Here is a 22484-nt window from a genome sequence, read left to right as displayed (position 1 = left end):
TCGTCGCCCGGCAAATCAATGAGACATGATGTTTTCAGAGAACCACTGACGCCACTGCGCGGTTTTCTCCGCACGCAGTTGTGGATCGGTATTGATGGTGGCATTCCACTGGGCGGGTGTGGTCAGCATGCCCGGCAGTTTTGCCAGTTCAGGATCGATATGGGCGTTGGTTACCGTTGGGCTACCGTGATAAATCTTCGCCACCTGCTCCTGTATTTCGGGCTGTAAGGCAATATTGATAAACTTATAAGCGAGTTCGCTGTGTCGGGTGCCTTTATTGATCCCGATGGTATCAACGCCCAAAATCGCCCCCTCTTTTGGCATCGCCAGTTTGACGTCCACCCCTTCGGCCATCATGTTGTAGGCGTTCATCGAGAGCATTACCTGTACCGGTGTTTCGCCAGTGGAGATCAACTGCTGACTGTTGGCATCATCGGTATAGAAGGATTTGATATTCGGGATCAATGCCTTGAGCTTCGCCTGGCCTTGCTCCCAGTGCGCTGCGTCGCTGCCGGAGAGTTTGGCGGCCACTGCAATGATGTGGCTCGGATCCCAGTCAGGCAGCGCCAGCGTGCCCTTGAGCTCAGGTTTCCACAGATCGTTCCAGCTCTCGAAGGTTTCGCCTTTGGGGACTAAATCCGGACGGTAACCGATGGTGTAAACGTAACCCCAGACGCCGAGGTGATAGGGGCTGACTTTGGCCTGTTGTACAAGGTTCGCGGCGTTGGGGATTTTGCTCATATCGAGTTTTTCAAACAGGCCGGAATTGGCATACAGATAGCCAACGTGCGCAGTTGTAAAGGTCACGTCAGTTTCCGGTGACCCGCCGGCCAGTTTGGCTTTATTAAGGCGATCGATGGTGCCGCCGGTAACAAACTGCACTTCCACGCCGGTCTCTTTAGTAAAGGCTTTCGCGATGGTTTCATCGATCAAATCTTTGAAGCCGCCGCCCCAGGTACTGACAATCAGTTTGTCCGCGGCCATCGCATTTCCTGCGCTTAGCACACATGTGGTCAACAACGTTAAGGCACGAATCTTACGCAACATATTCTTATCCCCATCTATGAAATGGCTGTTGTGGCAGTCTGAAACCCGGCGCGCCAGAACGGTGCAAGCGGTGTTCCCTGGTGTGAAAGCGATAATGACGTGGTGAACGGATGGCGTAAAACAGCCTTTTCCTCGCCGTTGCATCGGAATTTCTGAGGCTAAAAAAGGCGCTGCTTTGCAACGGATTTTCTTAACCAGTGATAAGGATGAAGAGAAGAAGGGCACAACAAAAGCAGGGGATTATGCTGTTATTTTTCATTTGGCATGATAACTGCATAAAAATTAGCACTATTAGAATGACTGGCGCGACATGATCGCGTCGGCGATCTCAGGAGAACCTGCATGCTCAGTCGCATTACCCAGCGTCAGCTGGAATATTTTGTCGCCTCCGGGGAGGCGGGCAGCATCATTGGCGCCTCAGAACGTATCCACGTTTCATCACCGTCGATCTCTGCTGCCATCACCCATATCGAATCTGAACTGGGCGTACAGCTCTTTGTGCGCCATCATGCGCAGGGCGTTTCGCTGACTGCCATCGGTCATCAGGTTCTGAAAGAGGCAAAGCTCATTCTGGAGCAGATGATGAATCTTTATACTATTGCCTCGGAGTCCATGAACAATGTGCGCGGCCCGCTGCGGGTAGGCTGTCTGGATACGCTTGCGCCGATGCTGACGCCTGAACTGGTATTCGGTTTTGGACGCGCCTTTCCCGGCGTGCGCATTACGCTTGTGGAAGGCAACCATGAACAGTTGCTCAAACAGTTGCGCACTGCCGATATCGACATTGCGCTGACTTACGATTTAGTCCCCGCCAGTGATATCGACTTCACCGCACTGGCCCAATTGCCGCCCTATGTGATGGTGGGAGAACATCATCCGTTCGCGACGCACTCAGCGGTGACCATTGAGGATCTGGCGACCATGCCGATGGTCTTGTTGGATATGCCGTGGAGCCGCGAATATTTCCTGGGGCTGTTCAGCGAAGCGGGCGTTACGCCCAATGTGGTGATGCGCTCCAGTAATATGGAAGTGGTGCGCTCGATGGTGGCAAATGGCGTGGGATTTGGTATCGCCAACGTGCGGCCAAAAGCCCATTTATCCCAGGATGGCAAACGTCTGATTCGTGTGCGGCTGGCAGGGGCGAACAGGCCGATGCAACTGGGTTACGCGACCGCAGCCCACACCCAGCATTCAATGGTGGTTAACGCTTTTGCTGAGCGCTGCCGCATTTTTATCTCCGATCAGTATATTCCCGGCATGGCGGCACCGAGCTACTTCGATCCGCAGGTGGTACGGGTGGCGTGATACCGCGCGTGGCGACAACTTAGTAGCCACGCGCCGGGAAGACCTGGCCGGTCACCGGTTCGCCGCGTGCGGCGCGCTGGATGTTGTCCGCCACCTGTTGTGCGGCGCTGGCCGGAATGGCAACCGAGGCCAGATGCGGCGTGATGAGCACGTTGTCCATGCGCCATAACGGATCGCCCGGCGGCAGCGGCTCCCGCTCAAATACATCCAGCGTAGCCTGCGCAATCTGTCCTGAGCGCAATGCCGCTGTCAGTGCCGCCTGATCGACAATCGCACCGCGTGACACATTGATAAACGCGGCGCCACAGGGGAGGCGAGAGAGTCGGTCTGCGCTGAGCAGGCCCGCCGTCTGTGGCGTGAGAGGCAGCATCACCACCAGAATGTCGCTCTGGCTGAGAAAATCATTCAGCGAGGCCAGTCCGCTGCGACAGTGAATACCGTCGATGGCTTTAGGTGTCCGCGACCAGCCGCGCACGTCGAACCCCTGGCGTGCCAGTTCCCGTGCCGTATACGCGCCCAGCTCCCCCAATCCCAATACCCCGACGCGAATACCAGAAGGGCTACGCGGGTGGAGGTAATGCCAGCGCTGTTCACGCTGTGCACGCTCGAATGCCGGGATATCACGCGCGTAACGCAATACTGCAAAAAGCACGTAGCCTGCCATCATGCGCGCCATATCAGGATCGGAGAGACGAACAATCGGAACCGGAGGCAGATCGTCGCGCCCCACCAGTGAATCGACCCCCGCGCCGAGATTGACCAGTAACTTAAGATGGCGGTAGGGCGCAAAGAACCCGTGTGGCGGCTTCCATGTCAGCGCATAGTGCACCTCCTCGGGGTTTTGCACTGTTTCGGCGCGGCAAATCGTCACGCCGGGCAAACGTGGCGCAAGGAGGGCCGACCATTCTTCGAAACTATCGAATTCGCTGTAAAACACTAAGGTGCTCATGCGCTGTGTGTCCCCATCAGATTGACCACCGCATCAATGGCCAGCTCGTAGCCCACCGCGCCCAGTCCGGCAATCACACCGGTTGCCGCTTTGGAGACAAGGGAGTGATGGCGAAATGGCTCACGCTTCCAGATGTTGCTCATGTGCGTTTCAATGATCGGGCCATCAAACATCAGCAATGCATCCAGAATGGGGACGGAACTGTAGGTTAACCCCGCGGCGTTGATAATTAACCCTGCGGCGTGCTGACGCGCCTCCTGGATCCAGTCAACCAGCACGCCTTCGTGGTTGCTCTGGCGAAAATGCAAAACCACACCGTGTGTCCCGGCGCGGCGCTGGCAGCGTTCGCCAAGACTGGCAAAGCTTTCGCTGCCATACGTGCCGTTTTTATCCAGGCCATATAAGTTGGCGTTCGGCCCATTAAGAAAGTAGATCTGCTGTGACATGCACACTCCTGATTAAACGTGCGGATGGGTAGCGGTCATCGCCGGATGCGCATCGAAGAGGGCGAACCATGCGGCGGTAAGCGGGTGGCTGGCACGCCAGTTGAGTTCGGCAAAGCGAAAGTCGAGATAACCGAGCGCACAGCCGATGGCAATAAGGCCGATATCGTCGGGTTGAGCGCGAAAACTGCTGACCTGGTTTTCAATCTCCGCCAGCGCGGCGGTGACTTTTCTCAGTTGGGCGTCGGCCCAACCCTGCCACTGCTTTTCAGGCGGGCGCGCGGTGAACTCGTAGCGCGCCAGTAATGCGGCATCGATAATGCCGTCGCCCAGCGCCTGGCGTGCCAGACTTTTCCAGCGTGCCTCTGCGTTTTCCGGGTACAAATGGCCCTGCGCACGTGCGTTGAGGTATTCACAAATGACCCGGCTGTCATAGAGACAGAGCCCGTCTTCGGTACGCAGCGCCGGGACTTTTGCCAGGGGGTTAAAGAGGGCGATACGTTCGTCGCGCACCACAGGGTGCGCGGCGGAATCCAGCCGTTCTATCTCCTCAGCAAGCCCCAGTACGGTTGCGCACACCATCACTTTGCGAACATAGGCGGAGGTGGTGGCAAAAAAGAGTTGCATCATGACGCCACCTGCAGCAGCACTTTGCCAATGTTGGCATTGGCTTCCAGAATGCGATGGGCCTCTGCGGCCTGGTCTAAAGGCAGGGTTTGATAAATGCGCGGCGCGATTTTCCCGGCGGCGATCAGTGGCAGCAGATGTTTACTGATGCCCTGCGCCAGGCGTGTTTTCTCGGCCAGGCTTTTGGGGCGCAGGGTGGAAGAGGTGAGGCTCAGCCCTTTGCGCATCACCTGTTGCAGGTCCAGCTCAATCTTTGCCCCCTGCATAAATGAGAGACTGACGTGGCGTCCACCCGGCGCTAACACGCTCAGATTGCGTGCCACGTACTCGCCCCCCACGTTATCCAGCACCACATCCACACCACGCTCCCCGGTTGCCGCCAGAATGACGTCGACGAAATCCTCGCCGTGGCGGTCAATGGCGCGCCATACTCCGAGTTGTTGCAGTGCGGCAATTTTTTCCGCGCCGCCCGCGGTTGCTATCACACGTGCGCCGCACGCCTGTGCGCACTGAATGGCAAATGTTCCTATGCCGCTGGCAGCCCCGTGAATCAGCACGGTTTCCCCCGGCTGTAAGCGACCCAGTTCAAACAGGTTATGCCACACGGTAAAGGCCGCTTCCGGCACGCCTGCCGCCTGCGGAAGAGGCAGATTTTCGGGAACGGATAAACAGAGTTCGGCACGCGCCACACAATACTCTGCATACCCTCCGCCGTTGAGCAAGGCCATGACCGGGGTGCCTGGCGCGGGGGCGTCAACGCCCGCACCCAGCGCGATGACGGTGCCTGAGACCTCCAGCCCCAGCACATCGGTGACACCCGGCGGCAGCGGCAGGCCGTTGCGTTGCAGAATATCGGGGCGATTGACCCCGGCACTGGCAACGCGAATCAGCACTTCACCTGCGCCCGGTTGCGGTATCGGGCGCTGCACCTGTTCTAAGACCTCCGGGCCACCCGGTCTGCCCGCAATTATGGCATTCATCATTTCAGGTATCATGCGCGTTTATCCTGGCCTGCCGCGCTAAATGCGCAGACACCTTCATCATCAACGTTAATACCCACCAGGCTACCGACGGGCCAGCGTGTCAGCGCATGAAGACCGGACTGGCGTGCAAAGAGTGTGGCGCTACCCAGCGCAGGCACATCGAGATGCACATCGACATGATCGCCCTGAAAGACATGGGCAATCACCGTGGCGCTGAGCAGTGACTGCGGGCCCAGGGTTGCCAGTTGAATATTTTCCGGGCGAACAAAGACATCAAGGCGTTCGCCAATCGAGGCATGTACGCGCTCCGCTGGCAGGCGAAGCACACTGCCGCCCAGTTCCAGCATCGCCGCGCCATCGCGACCGGTGTAGCGACCCGGCAGAATGTTCACATCACCCACAAACCCTGCAACAAAGGGATCCTGCGGACGACGATAAATCTCATCCGGCGTGCCTATCTGGCGAACATGCCCCGCAGACATCACCACCACGCGATCGCTCATGCTCAGCGCTTCGCCCTGATCGTGCGTCACGAAGACAGTGGTGACGCCAAGCTTGCGCTGAATGGCTTTCAACTCAACCTGCATCGACAGGCGCAGGTTTTTATCCAGCGCGGAGAAAGGTTCATCAAGCAACAGGACTTTGGGGCGGATCACCAGCGCTCGCGCCAGCGCCACACGCTGCTGCTGTCCACCCGAAAGCTCGCGTGGTTTGCGATGGCCGTAACCGGCAAGTTTTACCAGCGCCAGTGCCTGCTCAACACGTTCAGCGATTTCGGCTTTGGGCACACCGCGCATGCGCAGACCGTAGCCCACGTTCTTTTCGACCGTCATATGCGGGAACAGGGCGTAATTCTGAAACACAATGCCGATTTCACGCTGCCAGGGCGGGGTATCTGTCACCAGATCACCATCAATGAAAATTTCGCCGCCATCCGCCCCGGCGAAACCCGCCATCAGATTCAGCAGCGTGGTTTTACCGCAGCCGGACGGACCGAGCAGCGTGATAAATTCCCCTTCTTCAATCATCAGGGAAATTTTGTGTAAGGCGATGGCGTCGCCAAAGCGTTTGAGTACGCCATCGAGCCGTACAGCAACGTGCCTGTTGCTCATGTCGGGTTGCAGCGTTGCATGCTGCGGGAACGGGGTGACTTCTGCACTGACCATGTAATCTCCAGAAAGGGGCTATCAAATGCCTGAAACCAGCATACGGCTTAAACGCCTAAGACGCGGTTAGTGGTTCCCGAAGCTGGTGTTTGGAAAAGGTAAAGCAGAGATAACGCGAAGCAGATTGATGCAGGGCGAGCCGGTGCATGCCCTGCAATTAAGAGAACCTCAGAGATAATGATGCCGCGATGCTGTCAGCTTTTTTGACACATCCAGGTCGCAAGACGGCGTAGCAGGGCGTCACAGGCGTTTAGCTGTTCGATGGTAATGAACTCATCCGGCTTATGGCCCTGCGCCATACTGCCTGGCCCGCATATCACGCTGGGAATACCGGACTGATGGAACAACCCGCCTTCGGTCCCGAAGGCGACGGTGCTGAATTTTTCGGATCCGGTGAGATGGGCGACCAGCCGTGCGGCGGCGCTTTGCGCGGCGGTGTACAAACCGGGGTAACTACTGATGGGATAAAAGCGGATCGCGGCGTCACGATTTACCGCGCGCATTGTGGGCAGGAGTTCGCGCTGTGCGTAACTTTCCAGCTCACGGGCCACCTCCTGCGCATCATCCTGCGGCAATGTTCGCACCTCAAAGTCAAAGGTACAGTCGGCGGGCACGATATTCAGCGCCCGGCCCCCCTGGATAAGACCCGTTTGCACCGTGGTAAAAGGGGGATCAAAACGCCCATCATGATGCTCCGGCGCGGCCAGCCGCTGGCCGATTAGCGTCAGATGATGGATAAGTTTTGCGGCATATTCGATGGCATTAACACCCTGCGGCGCATAAGCCGAGTGGCAGGCGGCGCCCTGGACTTCACAGCGCACGCCGAGTTTGCCTTTGTGACCAAGAATCGGTTGCAGTTCAGTGGGTTCGCCAATCAGGCAGATAGCGGGCTTGTCCGCACGAGCGGAGAGCGCATCCAGCAATGTTCGCACGCCGAGGCATCCGACTTCCTCATCATACGAAATCGCCAGATGCAGCGGTTGCGCCAGCGGCTGCGCAAGAAAGTGGGGTATGGCGGCGAGAATGCAGGCAATAAAGCCTTTCATGTCCGCGGTGCCGCGACCATACAGTTTGCCATCGCGCTCCGTCAGGGCGAAGGGGGGAACGCTCCAGTTCTGCCCGTCAACGGGCACCACATCGCTGTGGCCCGATAGCATAACGCCACCGTGGCCAGGCGGGCCAAGCCGCGCATACAGATTAGCTTTGCTGCCTTCGGCATTATGAATCAATTCGTAATCGACGCCGAGCCCGGTTAAATAGCACCCGACAAATTCGATCAGCGCCAGATTAGATTCTCGGCTGGTGGTGTTAAACGCCACCAGTTGTTCCAGCATTTCACGGCTGGTCATCATCAGATCTCCTTGCCGTTACTCATCGCCGGGTACGCCGTAACCCGGCGCGCTACGGGGATCGAGCGCCCGCGTTAAATAGTCCTGCATCTGGGGTTGATAAGCGTGCCAGAGTTTGCCAAGTTCATCGATGGGATCGGCGTCAGCCCAGTCGACGCGCAAATCCACTATCGGCCAGACGTGAGAATCCACGATCGACATCGCCGCCGAATGCAGCGGACCGGCTTCCCCGCCAGCGCGCAGGCCCGCTTGCATGGCGGCAATAAGCCTGTCAGCAAGATGGCCGGATTGCTGTTCGAATGCGTTTATCATCGCGACAATGACATTGGGATCCGCGAGCATATTGCCCGCCGCCACGCAGTTCTCGCCGCTCAGGGCGTTGTTAACCCCCAGAGTTTTTTCGCCGCTGTAGAAGGCGCTTTCACCCCCGGCGGTCAGCACGGTCACCTGCCGGTACAGAGAATAGTCATCCGTGTCCAGGCCGCTTTTCAGCGCGGTTTCGACGCTCTCGCCCTGTTGTAACCTGTCAAGAATACGCGGCCCCAGCGCCGGTAAGGTGATGTTTTGGGTTGAGACCGCGCCAACCTTGCTGCGCAGCCAGGGGCAGCGCGCGCCCACCGCGATACTGGATGAGCTGATGGCAATGCCCAACTGGCCGGTTTGCGCGCAGCGACCAATAATCGATATCGTCATGATCTTATTCTCCTCCAGGGGTTTGCCATTCGTCCGGAATCACCGCGATAACATCAATTTCCATCAGCCACTGCGGCTGACCCAGCGCGGAAATAACGAGCCCGGTTGAGATGGGATAGACCCCCTTTAGCCATTTACCAACAACCTGGTAAACCGGCTCGCGATAGCGGGGGTCGATGATATAGGTGGTCGTTTTGACGATGTGCGACAGATCGCTGCCCGCCTCTTCAAGTAGCTGTTTTACGTTCTTCATCGCTTGCTCAGCCTGGGCTGCCGGATCGCCAAGCCCCACCAGGTTGCCGTCGAAATCGGTGCCAATCTGGCCGCGTACGTACACGGTATTGCCTGCACGAACGGCCTGGCAAAGATCGTTATCCAGTGACTGATTGGGGTAGGTGTCTTTGGTATTAAATTTGCGAATGCGGATATGTGTGCTCATCGTGTCCTGCCAGTAAATGGGTTCCCCGCAAGGTATACCCGCTCAGGCAAAACAAACAAAACAGCATAAACCGAGGCTTTAGTTTAGAAAATGCGAACACCCGTCCAGGCCTTGAGCGACGGGTGCCAGGGAGACAGTTTTCGTCACTTACTGCCCGCTATACCTGGTTGCGCTTCTGATGGGAATGAGCAAAGGCAGGATGCAAAGCACCAGTAGCGCGACAAGAATTAAGGTTTGTTGTACCCCCATCACATCGCCTGCCATACCGTAGATGACGGGCATCAGGGCACCACACCCCAGTGACGCGGTATAGAAAATCGCAAACGCGCGGGTTTGCTGTTGCGGGCGGGATAGCTCGGCAACACTGCCATAGAGAATCGAGGAGGTGCCGTTCAGCGCCACACCCAGAGGAATCAACAGCAACCAGATGACGTGCAGCGGGGCATACGCCATCCCCAGCACGATAGCGGAGGTGATTATCTCACTGGCCGCGACGCTTTTGATGATACCAGGCCGGGTCGACAATATTCCGCAAACCAGTTTACCAAATGCCCCGCCAATAAAGATCAAGGTCAGCGCAAAGCCAATTTGCGTCGCCGATGCCCCGCGTGCGGCCATTAAAAAAGGCAGAAACGTCAGCGTGCCCGTGCGCGTTGCGTTATCAATACTGCCGATCACGCATAACGCGGCGAAAGCTCTTCGACGCAAGGGTTCGGGAAGATTTAGCGCCTGTTGATGAGGCTGGCTGTGTGTCTCTTTGGCGGCGAGCGGCTTTGCCTGCGCGGCCTTGCTGCCAACAGGCAAAAACAGGTACAGGCCCAGGGTGACGAGGAAGCCAAAGAGGGCAATCCACTGCAGGGCGCTTCCCCAGGAGATGATGAGCAGGCAGGCCGACAGCGTACTGGGAATCACCCCTTTGCCGACATCGCCAAAGAAGTTGTATGTGCTAAGCGCAATACGGGCCTGCTTCGCGGAATAATATTGCGTAATAAAACTGGACGATAAAGGATGCTGAACGCTGGCGCCCAGCCCACCGATGACAATCAGTACCATGAGCTGTATCAGCGTTGATGAGGTGCCGTAGAGGAGTAGCGCGACGGTCAAAAGCAGGGTGTCAGCCATTAAGACTTTACGTTCGCCGTATTTTCGACCTAATTCTCCTGCGGGGATCTGAAAGGCGGACATCGCGCCGGAGAACAGCATTTTAAGCAGGCCAATCTGAGCCATGGAAAGCCCGAATTGCTGCTGCCAGATAGCAAAAAGGACATAGTGCAGGTCGGTGGCGCCGTCATGGAAAAGGTGAGCAAGACTGGTTGCCCCCAGGACTTTGCGACTTTGTGACTTTTCGACGCTAACCGGATGGGTGTTATCGGGGGAACCGGACGTCAGGCTCATGCATTCGCTCCACGGTACAAAATAGTATCTTTACATTAAATTTCCCCTGGCGAAAATAATGTTTGAAACTTTATTTTGCATAAGCATTCAGGGTTCTGCTCTGTTATGGTGGCTTTTTATTTTGTCGCCGCGTGTTCCACTCTTTTTTGCAGACATCACAAGGTTAAGATTCAGAACGGCTAAACAGGTTTGTATTCTGGCTTATTCACTATTTTAAATAGGGTTACTATATCAATTTAAATATTAACCAGCGTGTTACTTGAATTTCCTCGCGACAAGTTAACAGCCGCGATTCCCTTATCGCATTTGTAATGTTGCGTCACGCAAACTTATTGCAAATTCGCCGTTTGTTGCGCAACTTGCCAGCGAGATGATTTGCCTGCTTTTTTGATGAAATTGAGAATCGATACAGTATGCGGGTACTTAACCGGGGGCATCAGGCGCCGGTTTCACAGCGCACTCTCGATATTGTTACGATGCATGTTCCTATTTTATTTTGCCTTTTCTGATGACATACTATGCGCGTATGTGATTGGACAGATTTCTGAATGCTCTGGTGTTTTTTAGTTGCAGGTATGGGTAAGCAACATGAAGAAAAAGAAATTATTTATATCACTGGTGGTCACGGTTGCTTTCCTTATCGCTTCAATTTTATTGACATTCCAGATGTTCTCAGCGCGTACTCAGACTATAAATGAGCTTAATATAAATGTCATAAACTTAAGCCGCACGCTTGATACTTATTCGGAAGGCATTATTCGTCAAGGTGAGATGCTTATAAAAACTATTTCCAGCATGACAGAAATCTATGGGCTAAATTATCAGAATATCTCACGCATTCGAGCACTTTTATCGGAACAAACAATATTTCTTGAACAACTGAATAATATCGTTATTTACGATGAAAATGGAGGGGAGATTCTTGCCATGCGTGATATCCCCAAGGGAAGCAGAAATGGCGCAGACAGGTCTTTCTTTATCTATCATCGTAATAATCCCTCTAAAAATATTTTTATTGGTCCTCCTGTTGTCAGCAGAACAACAGGTAAATGGGTTATTACCATCAGTCGTAGACTAGAGGATGCTAATGCCCTGTTCAGAGGTGTGATCGTTTTAACGCTGAACGTTGAAAATTTCCTGGAAACATACGGCAAATTAGATATTGGCAAAAATGGTTCAATATCGCTCATTAGCGACTCGGGAACGCTTATGGTGCGTTTTCCGTTCAGAGAGGAATATATCGGAAAGGCTTTTTCGGATTCGCTTTTGTTCACACATTATCTGAAAGAGAGTGACTCAGGAACGGCAACTGTGGTTTCTCGTGTTGACCATATTGAACGTATTTTCGCTTTTCAGAAAAATAAGCGTTATGGGTTAGTCACAACGGTTGCGGTAAGTACAGATGAAGCCTTAAATTCATGGCGGCATCACGCTGAGATTCTGAGCGCGACGATTATATTCCTTGTTGGATGTGCTTGCTTTTCAGGCGGTTATGTTTTTAAAGAAATGAGCAGGCGTGTGCAGCTTAATAAAGAACTTACCAATGCAAAAGAGTCATTGATGTCTGCAAATGCGCAATTAAAAGAGATGGCTTCGGTTGACAGTTTAACAGGTCTGGCTAATCGCAGGGAGTTTGATGATATCTTCCCTCAAACAATTTCAGAGTGTGCGAAAAGTAAAAAATCGATATCGCTATTGCTGATCGATGTTGATTTTTTTAAAAATTATAATGACAAGTATGGCCATGTGGCCGGAGACGACTGTTTGCGCAGTGTGGCGGCAATAATAAAAGCGAGTTTAACAGAGTTTAATGCTGTGACAGCCCGGGATGGCGGCGAAGAGTTTGTAGTTATCTTACCCGAAGCAGAGCCAGAATTAGCAAAGAAAATTGCCGGGTCGATTACGCGTAATATCATCAGCGAAAGAATAACCCATGAAGCCAGCCCCTTTGGGGTGGTGAGTGTCAGCATTGGTGTTTCCCATGCACGCGCGACTGATCTGGACGATGACGGAACGTCACTTATTGAAAGTGCCGATACGGCACTTTATCGTGCGAAGTTTTCTGGCCGCAACCAGATTAGCATGATCTGACAGCCTCTTACTGAACCAGCTCGCTTTTCTGGCTTATTTTAAAACCGTTGAATAAATACTATCGAGCAAATAGATTAACGGTTCGTGGTCATCACAGGGTTGGTCTGACTTCCCCGCTGTAATGCTTTTCCTTCACCCAAAGACGATACTGCCCAGGCGTGCGATGATAATGTTCGCGAAACGCACGACAGAATGTTGACTGCTGTCGGTAACCCAGATGCATGGCAATATCGGTGATAGAGTGACGGCTATCGTGGAGTAAATCGCGGGCAATAACCATTTTTCGATAGCGTATATACACACCAGGAGTCATACCCGTTATTTTTTTAAATCCCCGCTGGAAATGCCAGGCAGAATAACCCGATTTTTGCGCCAGCACCTTGAGTGGCAAAGGCGTTGCAATATTGCACTCTATCCAGTCGATAATGTCCTTTATCGTTAACCTCATCAGGCATAATGCACTTTCCTTTGTCATTTCAACACCTTTTATTGGCAGCATCAGGGGAGCCACCGTCATAGAGCAGCGTCCCCCGACGGAAATAATAATCGCTTTCTCCGGGCCGACTGAGAGCAAATCTCCGTGTGCCCGTTTATTGCATCAGCAGTCTTCAATAATCAAATAGATTGCGTTCAGCGGCCCGTGAACGCCAACGACTTTAATCAGTTCAATATCCGCCGTTGAACTTGGCCCGGCGATGAGGTTGATACAAGAGGGCAGTGTTTCGCCTGACTGCACCCGCTGGCGGAGGATCTCAGCCAGTTGCGTGACGCCAGCCAGTAACCGGCTCTTGTAGATAACAAACAATGTCGTTGGGGGAAGCAGGCTGATGGCACGCCCCTGCAAAGGAGAGGAAAAGAGCACGACGCCGCCTGTTTCACAAAGACCGTATTCGGCAAAGACCACACCGATGTTTGCCGCAGCGGCGTTACGTAAGTTGTCTTCTCTTCCCGACGAGGCCCAGCAGTGTGTCGGGAACGTCTTCTGCAAGTGCGCCGTAATACCCGCGTTTACCAGCCGGGCATCGCCGCTTATCAGTACCGGACCGCCGCCATAATGTTTACAGAGACCTTCGGCAACCTGTGGCAGGGTGGCAAGGGAGGCCCGTTCGCAGTGAGCCTGCATGACCTGTGTGGCAAAGGCCATAAAACTGTCGCAAGGTTGCTGTGCTATCTTTTCGGCATATCGGCTTCTTAGCGGCGCTGCATGCGTCGTGGGCAATGGCTGAGGGATGCGGCGCGGTTCACGGCCAAGCTGTCGGGCAATGTTTAGCATGAAGGCATCACGGTTTTCCATTATGCGTCCTCCCCATTTTTACGTTGCTTTTGATGCGTTTTGAACCAGCTTCGGAAACTTTCTCCATCCGCCTGTGGAAGATCCCGTGCTTCCGTCCATTTGCGGATAGCGGCGATGCTAAAAGGCATCTTCCCGTTGCGAATCATCAGTTGCGCGGCGCGTGCGCCCGCCACCATACCGACCTTCCACAGAGCGTGATGACGGTTAGCGTAATTGAACAGATGGACGGTCTGGCGTTCCATCGCGGGGGTCATTCCGTTTTCAGCCAGCGTCCGGCGGTGCTCAAGAATTAATGAAGACAAGGGGATACGAACCGGACAGACGTCATCGCAGGCCGTACATAACGAGCAGGCATAGGGCAGGTTTTTGAAATCCTTATAGCCACCGAGCAGCGGCGAGAGTACCGCGCCAACAGGGCCAGGATAAATGGAACCGTAGCCATGTCCACCAATATGGCGGTAGGCAGGGCAGGTGTTCATGCAAGCGCCGCAGCGTATACAGCGCAAGATATCCTGAAAAGGCGAGCCCAGTACCTGCGAACGACCATTGTCGACAATCACCAGATGGAACGCCTCAGGCCCGTCGCTTTCTGCGTGACCACCGGGGCCCGTAAGCCAGGTGTTGTAGCCGGTCAGGCGGGCGCCCACGGCGCTGCGAGCCAGCATGGTCAGCATGATGTCCAGTTCTGCAAATGAGGGCACCACGCGCTCCATCCCCATCACGGCAATATGCGTTCGCGGTACGCTGGTGCAGAGTCGGGCATTGCCTTCGTTGCTCACCAGGCTCAGCGTCCCGGTTTCCGCGACCGCAAAATTGCATCCGGTAATACCGATATCGGCGGTGAGGAAATCTTCGCGGATCTTCTGGCGAATAAAGCGTGTCATCGCTTCCGGGGTTTCGGCGCCCTCGTAACCCAGTTTTTCCCGCAAGACGCGCTGAATTTGATGGCGGTCTTTATGTATGGCAGGAACAACCACATGGGAAGGGGCGTCGTTGGCCAGTTGCAGGATATACTCGCCCAGGTCGGTTTCGACAACCTCAATGCCTGCCGCCTCCAGCGCGGCATTCATGCCGATCTCTTCGGTCACCATCGACTTCGATTTCACGATTTTGCGGGCCTGCTTCTGCTGCGCAACCTGCAAAATGTAACGGGTGGCATCTTCGCGCGTATTAGCAAAGAAAACGGTGCCGCCATTCGCGGTGACTTTTTCACTGAGCTGATAGAGATACGCATCCAGATTCTCGAGAACATGGGCGCGAATATCCGCAGCGCGGGAACGCCAGTCGGGCCAGTTCTCAAGTTCGTCGATCATTTTCTGGCGATTAATGCCAATGCGATCCTGCGCGTTCGCGACCGCATGGCGCATCACCGGATCGTCGATTTGCTGCTGTACCCGGTCATAAAAGGGCAGGTTACTGGTTTTAAGAAACATAGGGATTCCTTAGCGGCTCATCAGCACATCGGCGATGTGGAGTACACGAACGTTGTGGCCTTCGCGCTGCAAGCGCCCGCCAATATTAATCAGGCAACTGGCATCTGCGCCGATCACATAATCCGGCCTGGCTTCCATAAGATGCGCCACCTTTTCCTTCACCATCTCCCCGGAGATTTCGGCCATCTTGACCGAGAAGGTGCCGCCGAAACCGCAACAGGTTTCCTGAGCGGCAAACGGGATGATTTCAAGTTCGCGAACGCTACGTAACAGGGCCAGAGGTTCATCGCGTACCCCAAGCTTGCGAAACAGACTGCACGAAGGATGATAGACAGCCCGTCCCGGCAGGCGCGCACCTACGTCCGTGACACCAAGCTGGTTTACGATAAACGAGGTCAGATCAACCATTCGGCTGGCAATTTTCGCCGCGCGCATTGCCCAGTCTGGTTCATCGCTCAGCCAGTCCTGATAGTGGCGGATTGCGTTCATACACGACCCGGCGGGTGAAATAATGGGATCGTCGTTGATCTCAAGGGCGGTAATCTGCGCTTTCATGCCCGGCAAGGCATCGGTAATGTAGCCGCTATTGATAGCCGGTTGACCACAGCACCCCTGATGTTCAGGAAACTGGACACGACACCCCAGTTGCTCAAGCAACAGAACACTGTTTCGGGCCATCCGTGATTTAAGCGCGTCGCCAATGCAGGTGACAAAGAAATTAACGTTCATATTATTTTGCTTCCGGAAAATGAAATGACTCGCGTCTTTTTTAAATAAGACAGTCAGTGATGGTGTTGTTAGTCACCTTATTAAATTATGTATTTAGCGAGCCACGCGCAGCCCGCCGGAGACGCCACGGCTTAGTACCAGTTGCCAGAGTTGAATATTTCTGGCGCGAAATGCGCCCGCACAAGCGGTGAGGTAATAGTTGAACATACGCTGAAATTTCAGGGAGTAGTTTCCTGACAATTGCGGCCAGGCCTTATTGAAGCGACTATGCCATGCCATCAGGGTCTTATCATAATCAGCGCCGAAATTATGTAAGTCTTCTATGACGAAATAAGGTTCACAGGCCTGCGCGACTTGTTTTACGGAGGGCAGGCAACCATTAGGGAAGATATATTTATTGATCCAGGCATCAACATTATATTGGGTTTTATTCGAACCGATGGAATGCAGTAAAAAAAGACCATCAGGTTTCAGGCAGCGATCTACCGCCTTAAAATAGGTGGCGTAATTTTTCGGCCCTACGTGCTCGAACATACCGACAGAAACGATACGATCGTACTGTTTATCCAGATCGCGGTAATCCTGGAGCAGAATGCGAACGTCCTTTCCGGCACTGAGACTCTCGGCGTAGGCTTTTTGCTCTGCGGAAATCGTAATACCTTCCACCCGCACGCCATAGTGGTGCGCCGCATACTCTGCTAAACCGCCCCAGCCGCAGCCAATATCCAGCATTGTCATGCCGGGTTTAAGCTGTAATTTTTCGCAAATCAGCGCCAGCTTGTTTTCCTGGGCGACAAATAACTCATCGGCGTCTTTCCAGTAGCCGCAGGAGTATTGCATGTGGGGATCGAGCATGCGGCTAAAGAGATCATTGCCCAGATCGTAATGCACTTCGCCGACTTGCCAGGCGCGTTTGCGTGACTGTGGGTTAACAAGGCGGGCAAACGCGATACGCAGAAGATCGGATAAACGGGCGGGGCGTTGTTCGTCCAGGTGGGCATGGAGCAATTTATCAAAAAAGATATCAAGCCGTTTGCAGTCCCACCAGCCTTCCATATAACTTTCGCCAAGACCGAGCGAACCCTGCTGTAAAACGCGTTTAAAAAAACGGGTATCGTGCACCCGGATATCCCAGGGTTCAGCCCCATTAATTTCAATTCCCGCCTGTGATAGCAGTTCTTGCACAATGCGCAGCCAGTGGTTTGGTTTGCTGATCACATCGACGGTACATTCATTAGCCATCATCTCTCCTTTAACGTAGCGTGCAGCCAGCCAGAAAATATCCCTGTCACGCCAGTCAATGTTTGCGAAAAGGCTTATCCCTCAGGCAGATGGCTGGTAAATTATTCATGACGGGTGAACCAGATTTATGACCGCTTCATTATTCAGTAAACCCGCCTTGTCTGCGCTGTGCTATCAAGACAAACTTCATCGAATAGAGGCCAGGTGCTTATGTGCTCTACGTTAGTGTTACCGCCGAGTCAGCCGGTGAACGGCCAGCCCGCCCCGGTGCTGATGGCATTGCCGCGCGCGGTTTACTTTCGCAGCTACCCTTTGATGGGCGATACGGGCGTGGACATGCATGAGCACCCCTTCGCTGAATTTCTCTATGCGCGCAACGGCAGTATGCGTGTGGAAATCGAAGGCAAGACGCTGGTGGTTCCCGTTCTCTATGGCGTGTGGATCCCGGCTCATGTGCCGCATCGTATTCTTGCTACGAGCGACGTGCTGCTGGAAAGTCTCTACGTTGAAGCCGATTTCGCCACCATCGCTTTCAGTGGCAGCAAAGTGGTGGTGGTCAGCGATTTCGTGCGTGAGTTTATTCACTACGCGACACAAAATGTGCCGGAGCTGTATGACGATAAAGGGGAGGATGGGCAACTTGTGCAGGTGCTGATTTCGTTGCTCAGACGGTTGCCGGATGCCGGTCTGGCCATATCATGGCCGGGCTCACCTTTACTGATGAAGGTCTGCCGCCAGATCCAAAAAACACCGGGTGACGCGCACAGCATTGAGAAGTGGGCCTCCGATAGTGGCATGTCGGTGCGCACTTTTTCACGTCGCTTCAAAAAAGAGACCGGCGTGGCGTTCAGTGAATGGAAAAAACGTGTGCGCTTGCTGGAATCCGTTGTGATGCTCAAAAACAAGCGTAGCGTTACACAGGTTGCCCTTGACCTGGGCTATTCAAGCCCGGCCGCATTCACCTTTGCTTTTCGCGCCATGTTCGGCGTACCGCCGACACGGTATTAGGTTATTTCCTGGGTAAACCGTCTTCACTCAGCATCGACAAAAAACGTTTCACCGTTCTTGAGCGTTCAAAACGTCGCCAGCACAGCGCGATCTCGGTATAGAGCGTCGGTGAGATAAGTGGATGATGAGTGATGTTCGGCGGAGAAATGACCACCATCGACTGCGGCACCAGGGCAAAGCCGCTGCCTGCGGATACCATGCTGATGGACGACGAAAGCTGTGAGCACTGTAGCGCGTTTTGCATATCAATCCCGCAACGTGCACAGCAGGAGTAAACGCGATCATATAAACACGGGGCAATCTCCTGTGGGAACAAAACCACTGGCGTATCCCGGAGCTGCTCAAGCGACAGCGAACCGCTTGCTGCGAGAGGGTGATCGCGATGCAGTACCACCACCATTGGTTCCCGGTCCAGTATTTTCAACTCGAACGCTTTACTGCTCTCACAAGGCAGCCGGACGAATGCAATGTCCAGTTCCCCCTCCGCCAGCATCGTTGTAAGAGAGGACATGTTGGCTTCAAGTTGATGAATCTTCACCGCCATGTTCTGCAACTGAAAATGGCGAATAAGCGTGAAGATCATCGGATGAAAAGCGTCTGAACTGGTAATCCCGATCGACAGATTGCCGTTTAGCCCACGAGCAATACCCCGAACTTTTTCGACTGCTATGTCGCTCAACGCCAGGATCTCACACGCGTCTTCATAGAAGGCTTTTCCCGCTTCGGTCAGCTCCACGCCACGCGTCAGGCGTCTGAACAGCGGTGTACCCACTTCTTCCTCAAGCCGTTTAATTTGCTGGCTCAGGGGAGGTTGCGAAATTCCCAGCGTTTTAGCCGCCTTAGTGAAATGTCTCTCGCGTGCAACCGTGACGAAATACCGCAGATAACGAAGTTCCATATCTAAAACGTCTCAAACCAGCATGGTTTCTATATTGGAACTCTCGGCTGAATCGGGTCAACATTTATTTAACCTTTCTAAAAAAAGTTGAAGAGGACGAGCATAATGATGCATTCATCGGCATGCGACTGTGAGGCCAGCCTGAGCGAGACCGTACGTGGGTTCTCTACCCGGCACCCTGACAGCGTGATCTATCAGACATCGCTAATGAGCGCCCTGCTAAGCGGCGTATATGAGGGAAACACCACCATCGCCGATTTGCTGGCACAAGGTGATTTTGGTCTGGGCACCTTTAACGAACTGGACGGCGAACTGATTGCCTTTAGCAGCCAGGTGTACCAGTTACGCGCCGACGGTAGCGCCCGCGCCGCGAAACCAGAGCAGAAAACGCCGTTCGCCGTGATGACCTGGTTCCAGCCGCAGTATCGCAAAACCTTCGATACGCCGGTCAGCCGTCAGCAGATCCACGACGCGATCGACCAGCAGATCCCTTCCGATAACCTGTTCTGTGCGTTGCGTATTGATGGCAACTTCCGCCACGCCCACACTCGCACGGTTCCGCGCCAGAAGCCGCCTTACCGGGCGATGACCGACGTCCTGGACGACCAGCCGGTGTTTCGCTTTAACCAGCGCGAAGGGGTGCTGGTCGGCTTTCGCACGCCGCAACATATGCAGGGTATTAACGTGGCCGGTTATCACGAACATTTCATCACCGATGACCGTCAGGGTGGGGGCCACCTGCTCGACTACCAGTTGGAGAACGGCGTGCTCACTTTCGGTGAAATTCACAAACTGATGATTGACCTGCCCGCCGACAGCGCGTTTTTACAGGCCAACCTTCACCCTGGCAATCTGGATGCGGCTATCCGTTCCGTTGAAAACTAACAGGAGAACCATCGTGAACAGTGATAAACAGGTTCGCCAGTGGGCGCACGGCGCCGATATGGTTGTCGGCCAACTGGAAGCGCAGGGCGTTAAACAGGTTTTCGGTATTCCGGGTGCGAAAATCGACAAAGTCTTTGATTCCCTGCTGGACTCCTCCATTGAGATCATCCCCGTACGCCATGAGGCGAACGCGGCGTTTATGGCGGCAGCGGTAGGACGGTTGACCGGTAAAGCCGGGGTAGCGCTGGTCACCTCCGGACCGGGTTGTTCAAACCTGATCACCGGCATTGCTACCGCCAACAGCGAAGGCGACCCGGTTGTGGCGCTGGGCGGGGCGGTGAAGCGGGCGGATAAAGCGAAACTGGTGCATCAGAGCATGGATACCGTCGCGATGTTCAGCCCGGTCAGCAAATATGCCGTCGAGGTCAGTTCCCCGGACTCGATTGCCGAGGTTATCTCAAACGCGTTTCGTGCCGCCGAGCACGGCAGACCGGGGAGCGCGTTTGTCAGCCTGCCGCAGGATATTGTCGACCAGCCCGCCACTGGCACCATTTTGCCTGCCAGCGGCCCGGCGATGATGGGCCCGGCACCCGAATCGGTGATTAACGATGTGGTGAAGCTCATCGACAATGCCAAAAATCCGGTCATTCTGCTGGGTCTGATGGCGAGTCAGCCTGCCAACAGCACGGCGCTGCGTAAGCTGTTAGAGAAAAGCCGTATTCCGGTGACCAGCACCTACCAGGCCGCCGGGGCGGTAAACCAGGAACACTTCACCCGCTTCGCCGGGCGCGTCGGCCTCTTTAACAACCAGGCGGGCGACCGGCTACTGCATCTGGCGGATCTGATTATCTGTATTGGCTACAGCCCGGTGGAGTATGAGCCGTCCATGTGGAACAGCGGGGATGCCACGCTGGTGCACATTGATGTACTGCCCGCGTATGAAGAGCGTAATTATGTGCCCGACATCGAACTGGTGGGGGATATCGCCGCCACGCTGAACCAGCTTGCCAGTCGGATTGACCACAAGCTGGAGCTGAGCCAGCGCGCGTCAGAAATTCTGGTCGACCGCCAGCATCAGCGGGATCTGCTTGATCGCCGCGGCGCCTCGCTCAACCAGTTTGCCTTGCATCCGCTGCGTATCGTAAGAGCCATGCAGGACATCGTAAATAACGACGTGACGCTCACCGTGGACATGGGCAGCTTCCACATCTGGATCGCCCGTTATCTCTACAGCTTCCGGGCGCGTCAGTTGATGATCTCCAACGGTCAGCAAACCATGGGCGTCGCGCTGCCATGGGCGATTGGCGCCTGGCTGGTGAATCCGGGGCGCAAGGTGGTTTCCGTCTCCGGTGACGGCGGCTTCCTGCAGTCGAGTATGGAGCTGGAAACCGCGGTGCGTCTTAATGCCAACGTGCTGCATATCATCTGGGTGGATAACGCCTACAACATGGTGGCCATTCAGGAAGAGAAAAAATACCAGCGACTTTCCGGCGTGGAGTTCGGCCCGGTCGATTTCAAAGCCTACGCCGACGCTTTTGGCGCGAAAGGTTTTGCCGTGGAGAGCGCCGATGCGCTTGAGCCCACACTACGTGCGGCGATGGATGTCGATGGTCCGGCCGTGGTGGCCATTCCCGTTGACTATAGCGATAACCCGCTGCTGATGGGCCAGCTCCATCTCAGCCAGATTTTATGACTCACTATAAGGACAGAAAAATGAAAAAAGTTGCTCTCGTAACTGGTGCAGGCCAGGGGATTGGTAAAGCGATAGCGCTTCGTCTGGTAAAAGACGGCTTTGCTGTTGCCATTGCCGACTATAACGATGAGACGGCAAGCGCCGTTGCCGATGAAATCAACCGTAACGGCGGCAGTGCCATTGCCGTGAAGGTGGATGTCTCTGACCGCGATCAGGTGTTTGCGGCGGTCGAGAAAGCCCGCACAGCGCTGGGCGGTTTCCACGTTATCGTCAATAACGCCGGGGTTGCGCCTTCCACGCCCATCGAATCCATCACATCGGAGATTATTGATAAGGTTTATAACATCAACGTGAAAGGGGTGATCTGGGGGATTCAGGCGGCGATTGAGGCGTTTCGCAAAGAGGAGCACGGTGGCAAGATCATAAACGCCTGCTCTCAGGCGGGTCACACCGGTAATCCGGACCTGGCCGTCTACAGTTCCAGTAAGTTCGCGGTTCGCGGTTTAACCCAGACTGCCGCACGGGATCTTGCTCCGCTTGGGATCACCGTTAACGCTTACTGCCCGGGAATCGTTAAAACGCCGATGTGGGCGGAGATTGACCGCCAGGTGTCTGAGGCTGCGGGAAAACCACTCGGCTACGGTACCGAAACCTTTGCCAAACGCATTACGCTTGGCCGCTTGTCCGAACCGGAAGATGTTGCCGCCTGCGTCTCGTACCTTGCCGGGCCAGACTCCGATTATATGACCGGCCAGTCTCTGCTCATCGATGGTGGGATGGTGTTCAATTAAATTCGACGATACCCGTCATGCTTC

At 54.6% G+C, this 22484-nt stretch carries 22 protein-coding genes; 6 read left to right on the top strand and 16 right to left on the bottom strand.

Translation table 11 applies throughout. From position 1 onward, the window contains the following. Positions 1-15 precede the first annotated feature (15 nt). On the bottom strand, positions 16-1047 hold the full coding sequence (locus tag ACS0RQ_RS15225) for an ABC transporter substrate-binding protein (RefSeq protein WP_079496581.1): 1032 nt from the start codon (positions 1045-1047) through the stop codon (positions 16-18). A 342-nt stretch (positions 1048-1389) separates the two neighbouring features. Between ACS0RQ_RS15225 and ACS0RQ_RS15220 the strand changes: the two genes are divergently transcribed. Continuing rightward, complete coding sequence (locus ACS0RQ_RS15220; protein WP_039079263.1) at positions 1390-2352, top strand: LysR family transcriptional regulator; 963 nt, start codon at positions 1390-1392, stop codon at positions 2350-2352. Between the two features lie 19 nt (positions 2353-2371). Here the strand turns inward: ACS0RQ_RS15220 and ACS0RQ_RS15215 are convergent, their stop codons facing one another. The 9 genes from ACS0RQ_RS15215 to ACS0RQ_RS15175 all read right to left on the bottom strand — a co-directional run bounded on the left by ACS0RQ_RS15215 (position 2372) and on the right by ACS0RQ_RS15175 (position 10396). Further along, positions 2372-3301, bottom strand: a complete 930-nt coding sequence (locus ACS0RQ_RS15215) for a 2-hydroxyacid dehydrogenase (RefSeq protein ID WP_271849510.1) — start codon at positions 3299-3301, stop codon at positions 2372-2374. Further along, positions 3298-3747, bottom strand: a complete 450-nt coding sequence (locus ACS0RQ_RS15210) for a type II 3-dehydroquinate dehydratase (RefSeq protein WP_039079261.1) — start codon at positions 3745-3747, stop codon at positions 3298-3300. The genes ACS0RQ_RS15215 and ACS0RQ_RS15210 overlap by 4 nt, the downstream gene beginning before the upstream one ends. Before the next feature lie 12 nt (positions 3748-3759). Beyond that, positions 3760-4374: a glutathione S-transferase gene (locus ACS0RQ_RS15205; protein WP_271849511.1), complete on the bottom strand. Its 615-nt coding sequence runs from the start codon at positions 4372-4374 to the stop codon at positions 3760-3762. Further along, positions 4371-5354, bottom strand: a complete 984-nt coding sequence (locus ACS0RQ_RS15200) for an NAD(P)H-quinone oxidoreductase (protein ID WP_271849512.1) — start codon at positions 5352-5354, stop codon at positions 4371-4373. The genes ACS0RQ_RS15205 and ACS0RQ_RS15200 overlap by 4 nt, the downstream gene beginning before the upstream one ends. Before the next feature lie 8 nt (positions 5355-5362). Continuing rightward, positions 5363-6520: an ABC transporter ATP-binding protein gene (locus tag ACS0RQ_RS15195; protein ID WP_271849513.1), complete on the bottom strand. Its 1158-nt coding sequence runs from the start codon at positions 6518-6520 to the stop codon at positions 5363-5365. A 194-nt stretch (positions 6521-6714) separates the two neighbouring features. Beyond that, complete coding sequence (gene argE, locus ACS0RQ_RS15190) at positions 6715-7872, bottom strand: acetylornithine deacetylase (RefSeq protein WP_271849514.1); 1158 nt, start codon at positions 7870-7872, stop codon at positions 6715-6717. Between the two features lie 15 nt (positions 7873-7887). Then, entirely contained in the window at positions 7888-8562 is a 675-nt protein-coding gene (locus tag ACS0RQ_RS15185) for a DUF1028 domain-containing protein (protein ID WP_271849515.1), read from the bottom strand. Between the two features lie 4 nt (positions 8563-8566). After that, the gene (locus ACS0RQ_RS15180) at positions 8567-9001 is read right to left on the bottom strand and encodes a RidA family protein (RefSeq protein WP_271849516.1); all 435 of its coding nucleotides are present in this window, start codon (positions 8999-9001) and stop codon (positions 8567-8569) included. A gap of 147 nt (positions 9002-9148) precedes the next feature. Next, a complete protein-coding gene (locus ACS0RQ_RS15175; RefSeq protein WP_271849517.1) occupies positions 9149-10396 on the bottom strand; it encodes an MFS transporter in 1248 nt (415 codons plus the stop codon). A gap of 588 nt (positions 10397-10984) precedes the next feature. On the opposite strand from ACS0RQ_RS15175, the gene ACS0RQ_RS15170 reads away from it, so the two are divergent. Beyond that, positions 10985-12487 (top strand): sensor domain-containing diguanylate cyclase, encoded by a 1503-nt coding sequence (locus ACS0RQ_RS15170; protein ID WP_334632834.1) that lies wholly within the window; start codon positions 10985-10987, stop codon positions 12485-12487. Positions 12488-12578: 91 nt separating this feature from the next. Here the strand turns inward: ACS0RQ_RS15170 and ACS0RQ_RS15165 are convergent, their stop codons facing one another. The 5 genes from ACS0RQ_RS15165 to cfa all read right to left on the bottom strand — a co-directional run bounded on the left by ACS0RQ_RS15165 (position 12579) and on the right by cfa (position 17185). Then, complete coding sequence (locus tag ACS0RQ_RS15165) at positions 12579-12962, bottom strand: helix-turn-helix transcriptional regulator (protein ID WP_271849519.1); 384 nt, start codon at positions 12960-12962, stop codon at positions 12579-12581. Positions 12963-13085: 123 nt separating this feature from the next. Continuing rightward, complete coding sequence (locus tag ACS0RQ_RS15160) at positions 13086-13781, bottom strand: LutC/YkgG family protein (RefSeq protein WP_271849520.1); 696 nt, start codon at positions 13779-13781, stop codon at positions 13086-13088. After that, positions 13781-15214: a LutB/LldF family L-lactate oxidation iron-sulfur protein gene (locus ACS0RQ_RS15155; protein ID WP_125124786.1), complete on the bottom strand. Its 1434-nt coding sequence runs from the start codon at positions 15212-15214 to the stop codon at positions 13781-13783. Before ACS0RQ_RS15155 ends, ACS0RQ_RS15160 begins: the two co-directional genes overlap by 1 nt. Before the next feature lie 9 nt (positions 15215-15223). Further along, positions 15224-15943 carry a (Fe-S)-binding protein gene (locus ACS0RQ_RS15150; protein WP_271849521.1) on the bottom strand — a complete coding sequence of 240 codons (720 nt, stop codon included), beginning with the start codon at positions 15941-15943 and terminating at the stop codon, positions 15224-15226. A 93-nt stretch (positions 15944-16036) separates the two neighbouring features. Then, complete coding sequence (gene cfa / locus ACS0RQ_RS15145) at positions 16037-17185, bottom strand: cyclopropane fatty acyl phospholipid synthase (protein WP_271849553.1); 1149 nt, start codon at positions 17183-17185, stop codon at positions 16037-16039. Positions 17186-17395: 210 nt separating this feature from the next. On the opposite strand from cfa, the gene ACS0RQ_RS15140 reads away from it, so the two are divergent. Beyond that, positions 17396-18193 (top strand): helix-turn-helix domain-containing protein, encoded by a 798-nt coding sequence (locus tag ACS0RQ_RS15140; RefSeq protein ID WP_193795939.1) that lies wholly within the window; start codon positions 17396-17398, stop codon positions 18191-18193. Position 18194: 1 nt separating this feature from the next. Here ACS0RQ_RS15140 and ACS0RQ_RS15135 read toward each other — a convergent pair whose 3' ends face one another. After that, positions 18195-19091 (bottom strand): LysR substrate-binding domain-containing protein, encoded by an 897-nt coding sequence (locus ACS0RQ_RS15135; protein WP_271849522.1) that lies wholly within the window; start codon positions 19089-19091, stop codon positions 18195-18197. 105 nt (positions 19092-19196) lie between these two features. Between ACS0RQ_RS15135 and budA the strand changes: the two genes are divergently transcribed. From budA to ACS0RQ_RS15120, 3 genes are read left to right on the top strand one after another with little or no spacing between them, the layout of a single operon-like run. Further along, positions 19197-19976, top strand: coding sequence for an acetolactate decarboxylase (budA, locus tag ACS0RQ_RS15130; protein WP_271849523.1), 780 nt, complete (start codon positions 19197-19199; stop codon positions 19974-19976). 58 nt (positions 19977-20034) lie between these two features. Continuing rightward, positions 20035-21669, top strand: a complete 1635-nt coding sequence (alsS, locus tag ACS0RQ_RS15125; RefSeq protein ID WP_499079330.1) for an acetolactate synthase AlsS — start codon at positions 20035-20037, stop codon at positions 21667-21669. 20 nt (positions 21670-21689) lie between these two features. Continuing rightward, positions 21690-22460 carry a (S)-acetoin forming diacetyl reductase gene (locus tag ACS0RQ_RS15120; protein WP_039079245.1) on the top strand — a complete coding sequence of 257 codons (771 nt, stop codon included), beginning with the start codon at positions 21690-21692 and terminating at the stop codon, positions 22458-22460. Positions 22461-22484 lie beyond the last annotated feature (24 nt).

Origin of the sequence: Phytobacter diazotrophicus (assembly GCF_052061655.1) — a bacterium.
GTDB classification, from domain to species: domain Bacteria; phylum Pseudomonadota; class Gammaproteobacteria; order Enterobacterales; family Enterobacteriaceae; genus Phytobacter; species Phytobacter diazotrophicus.
This window is presented reverse-complemented; position numbering and strand designations above follow the sequence as displayed.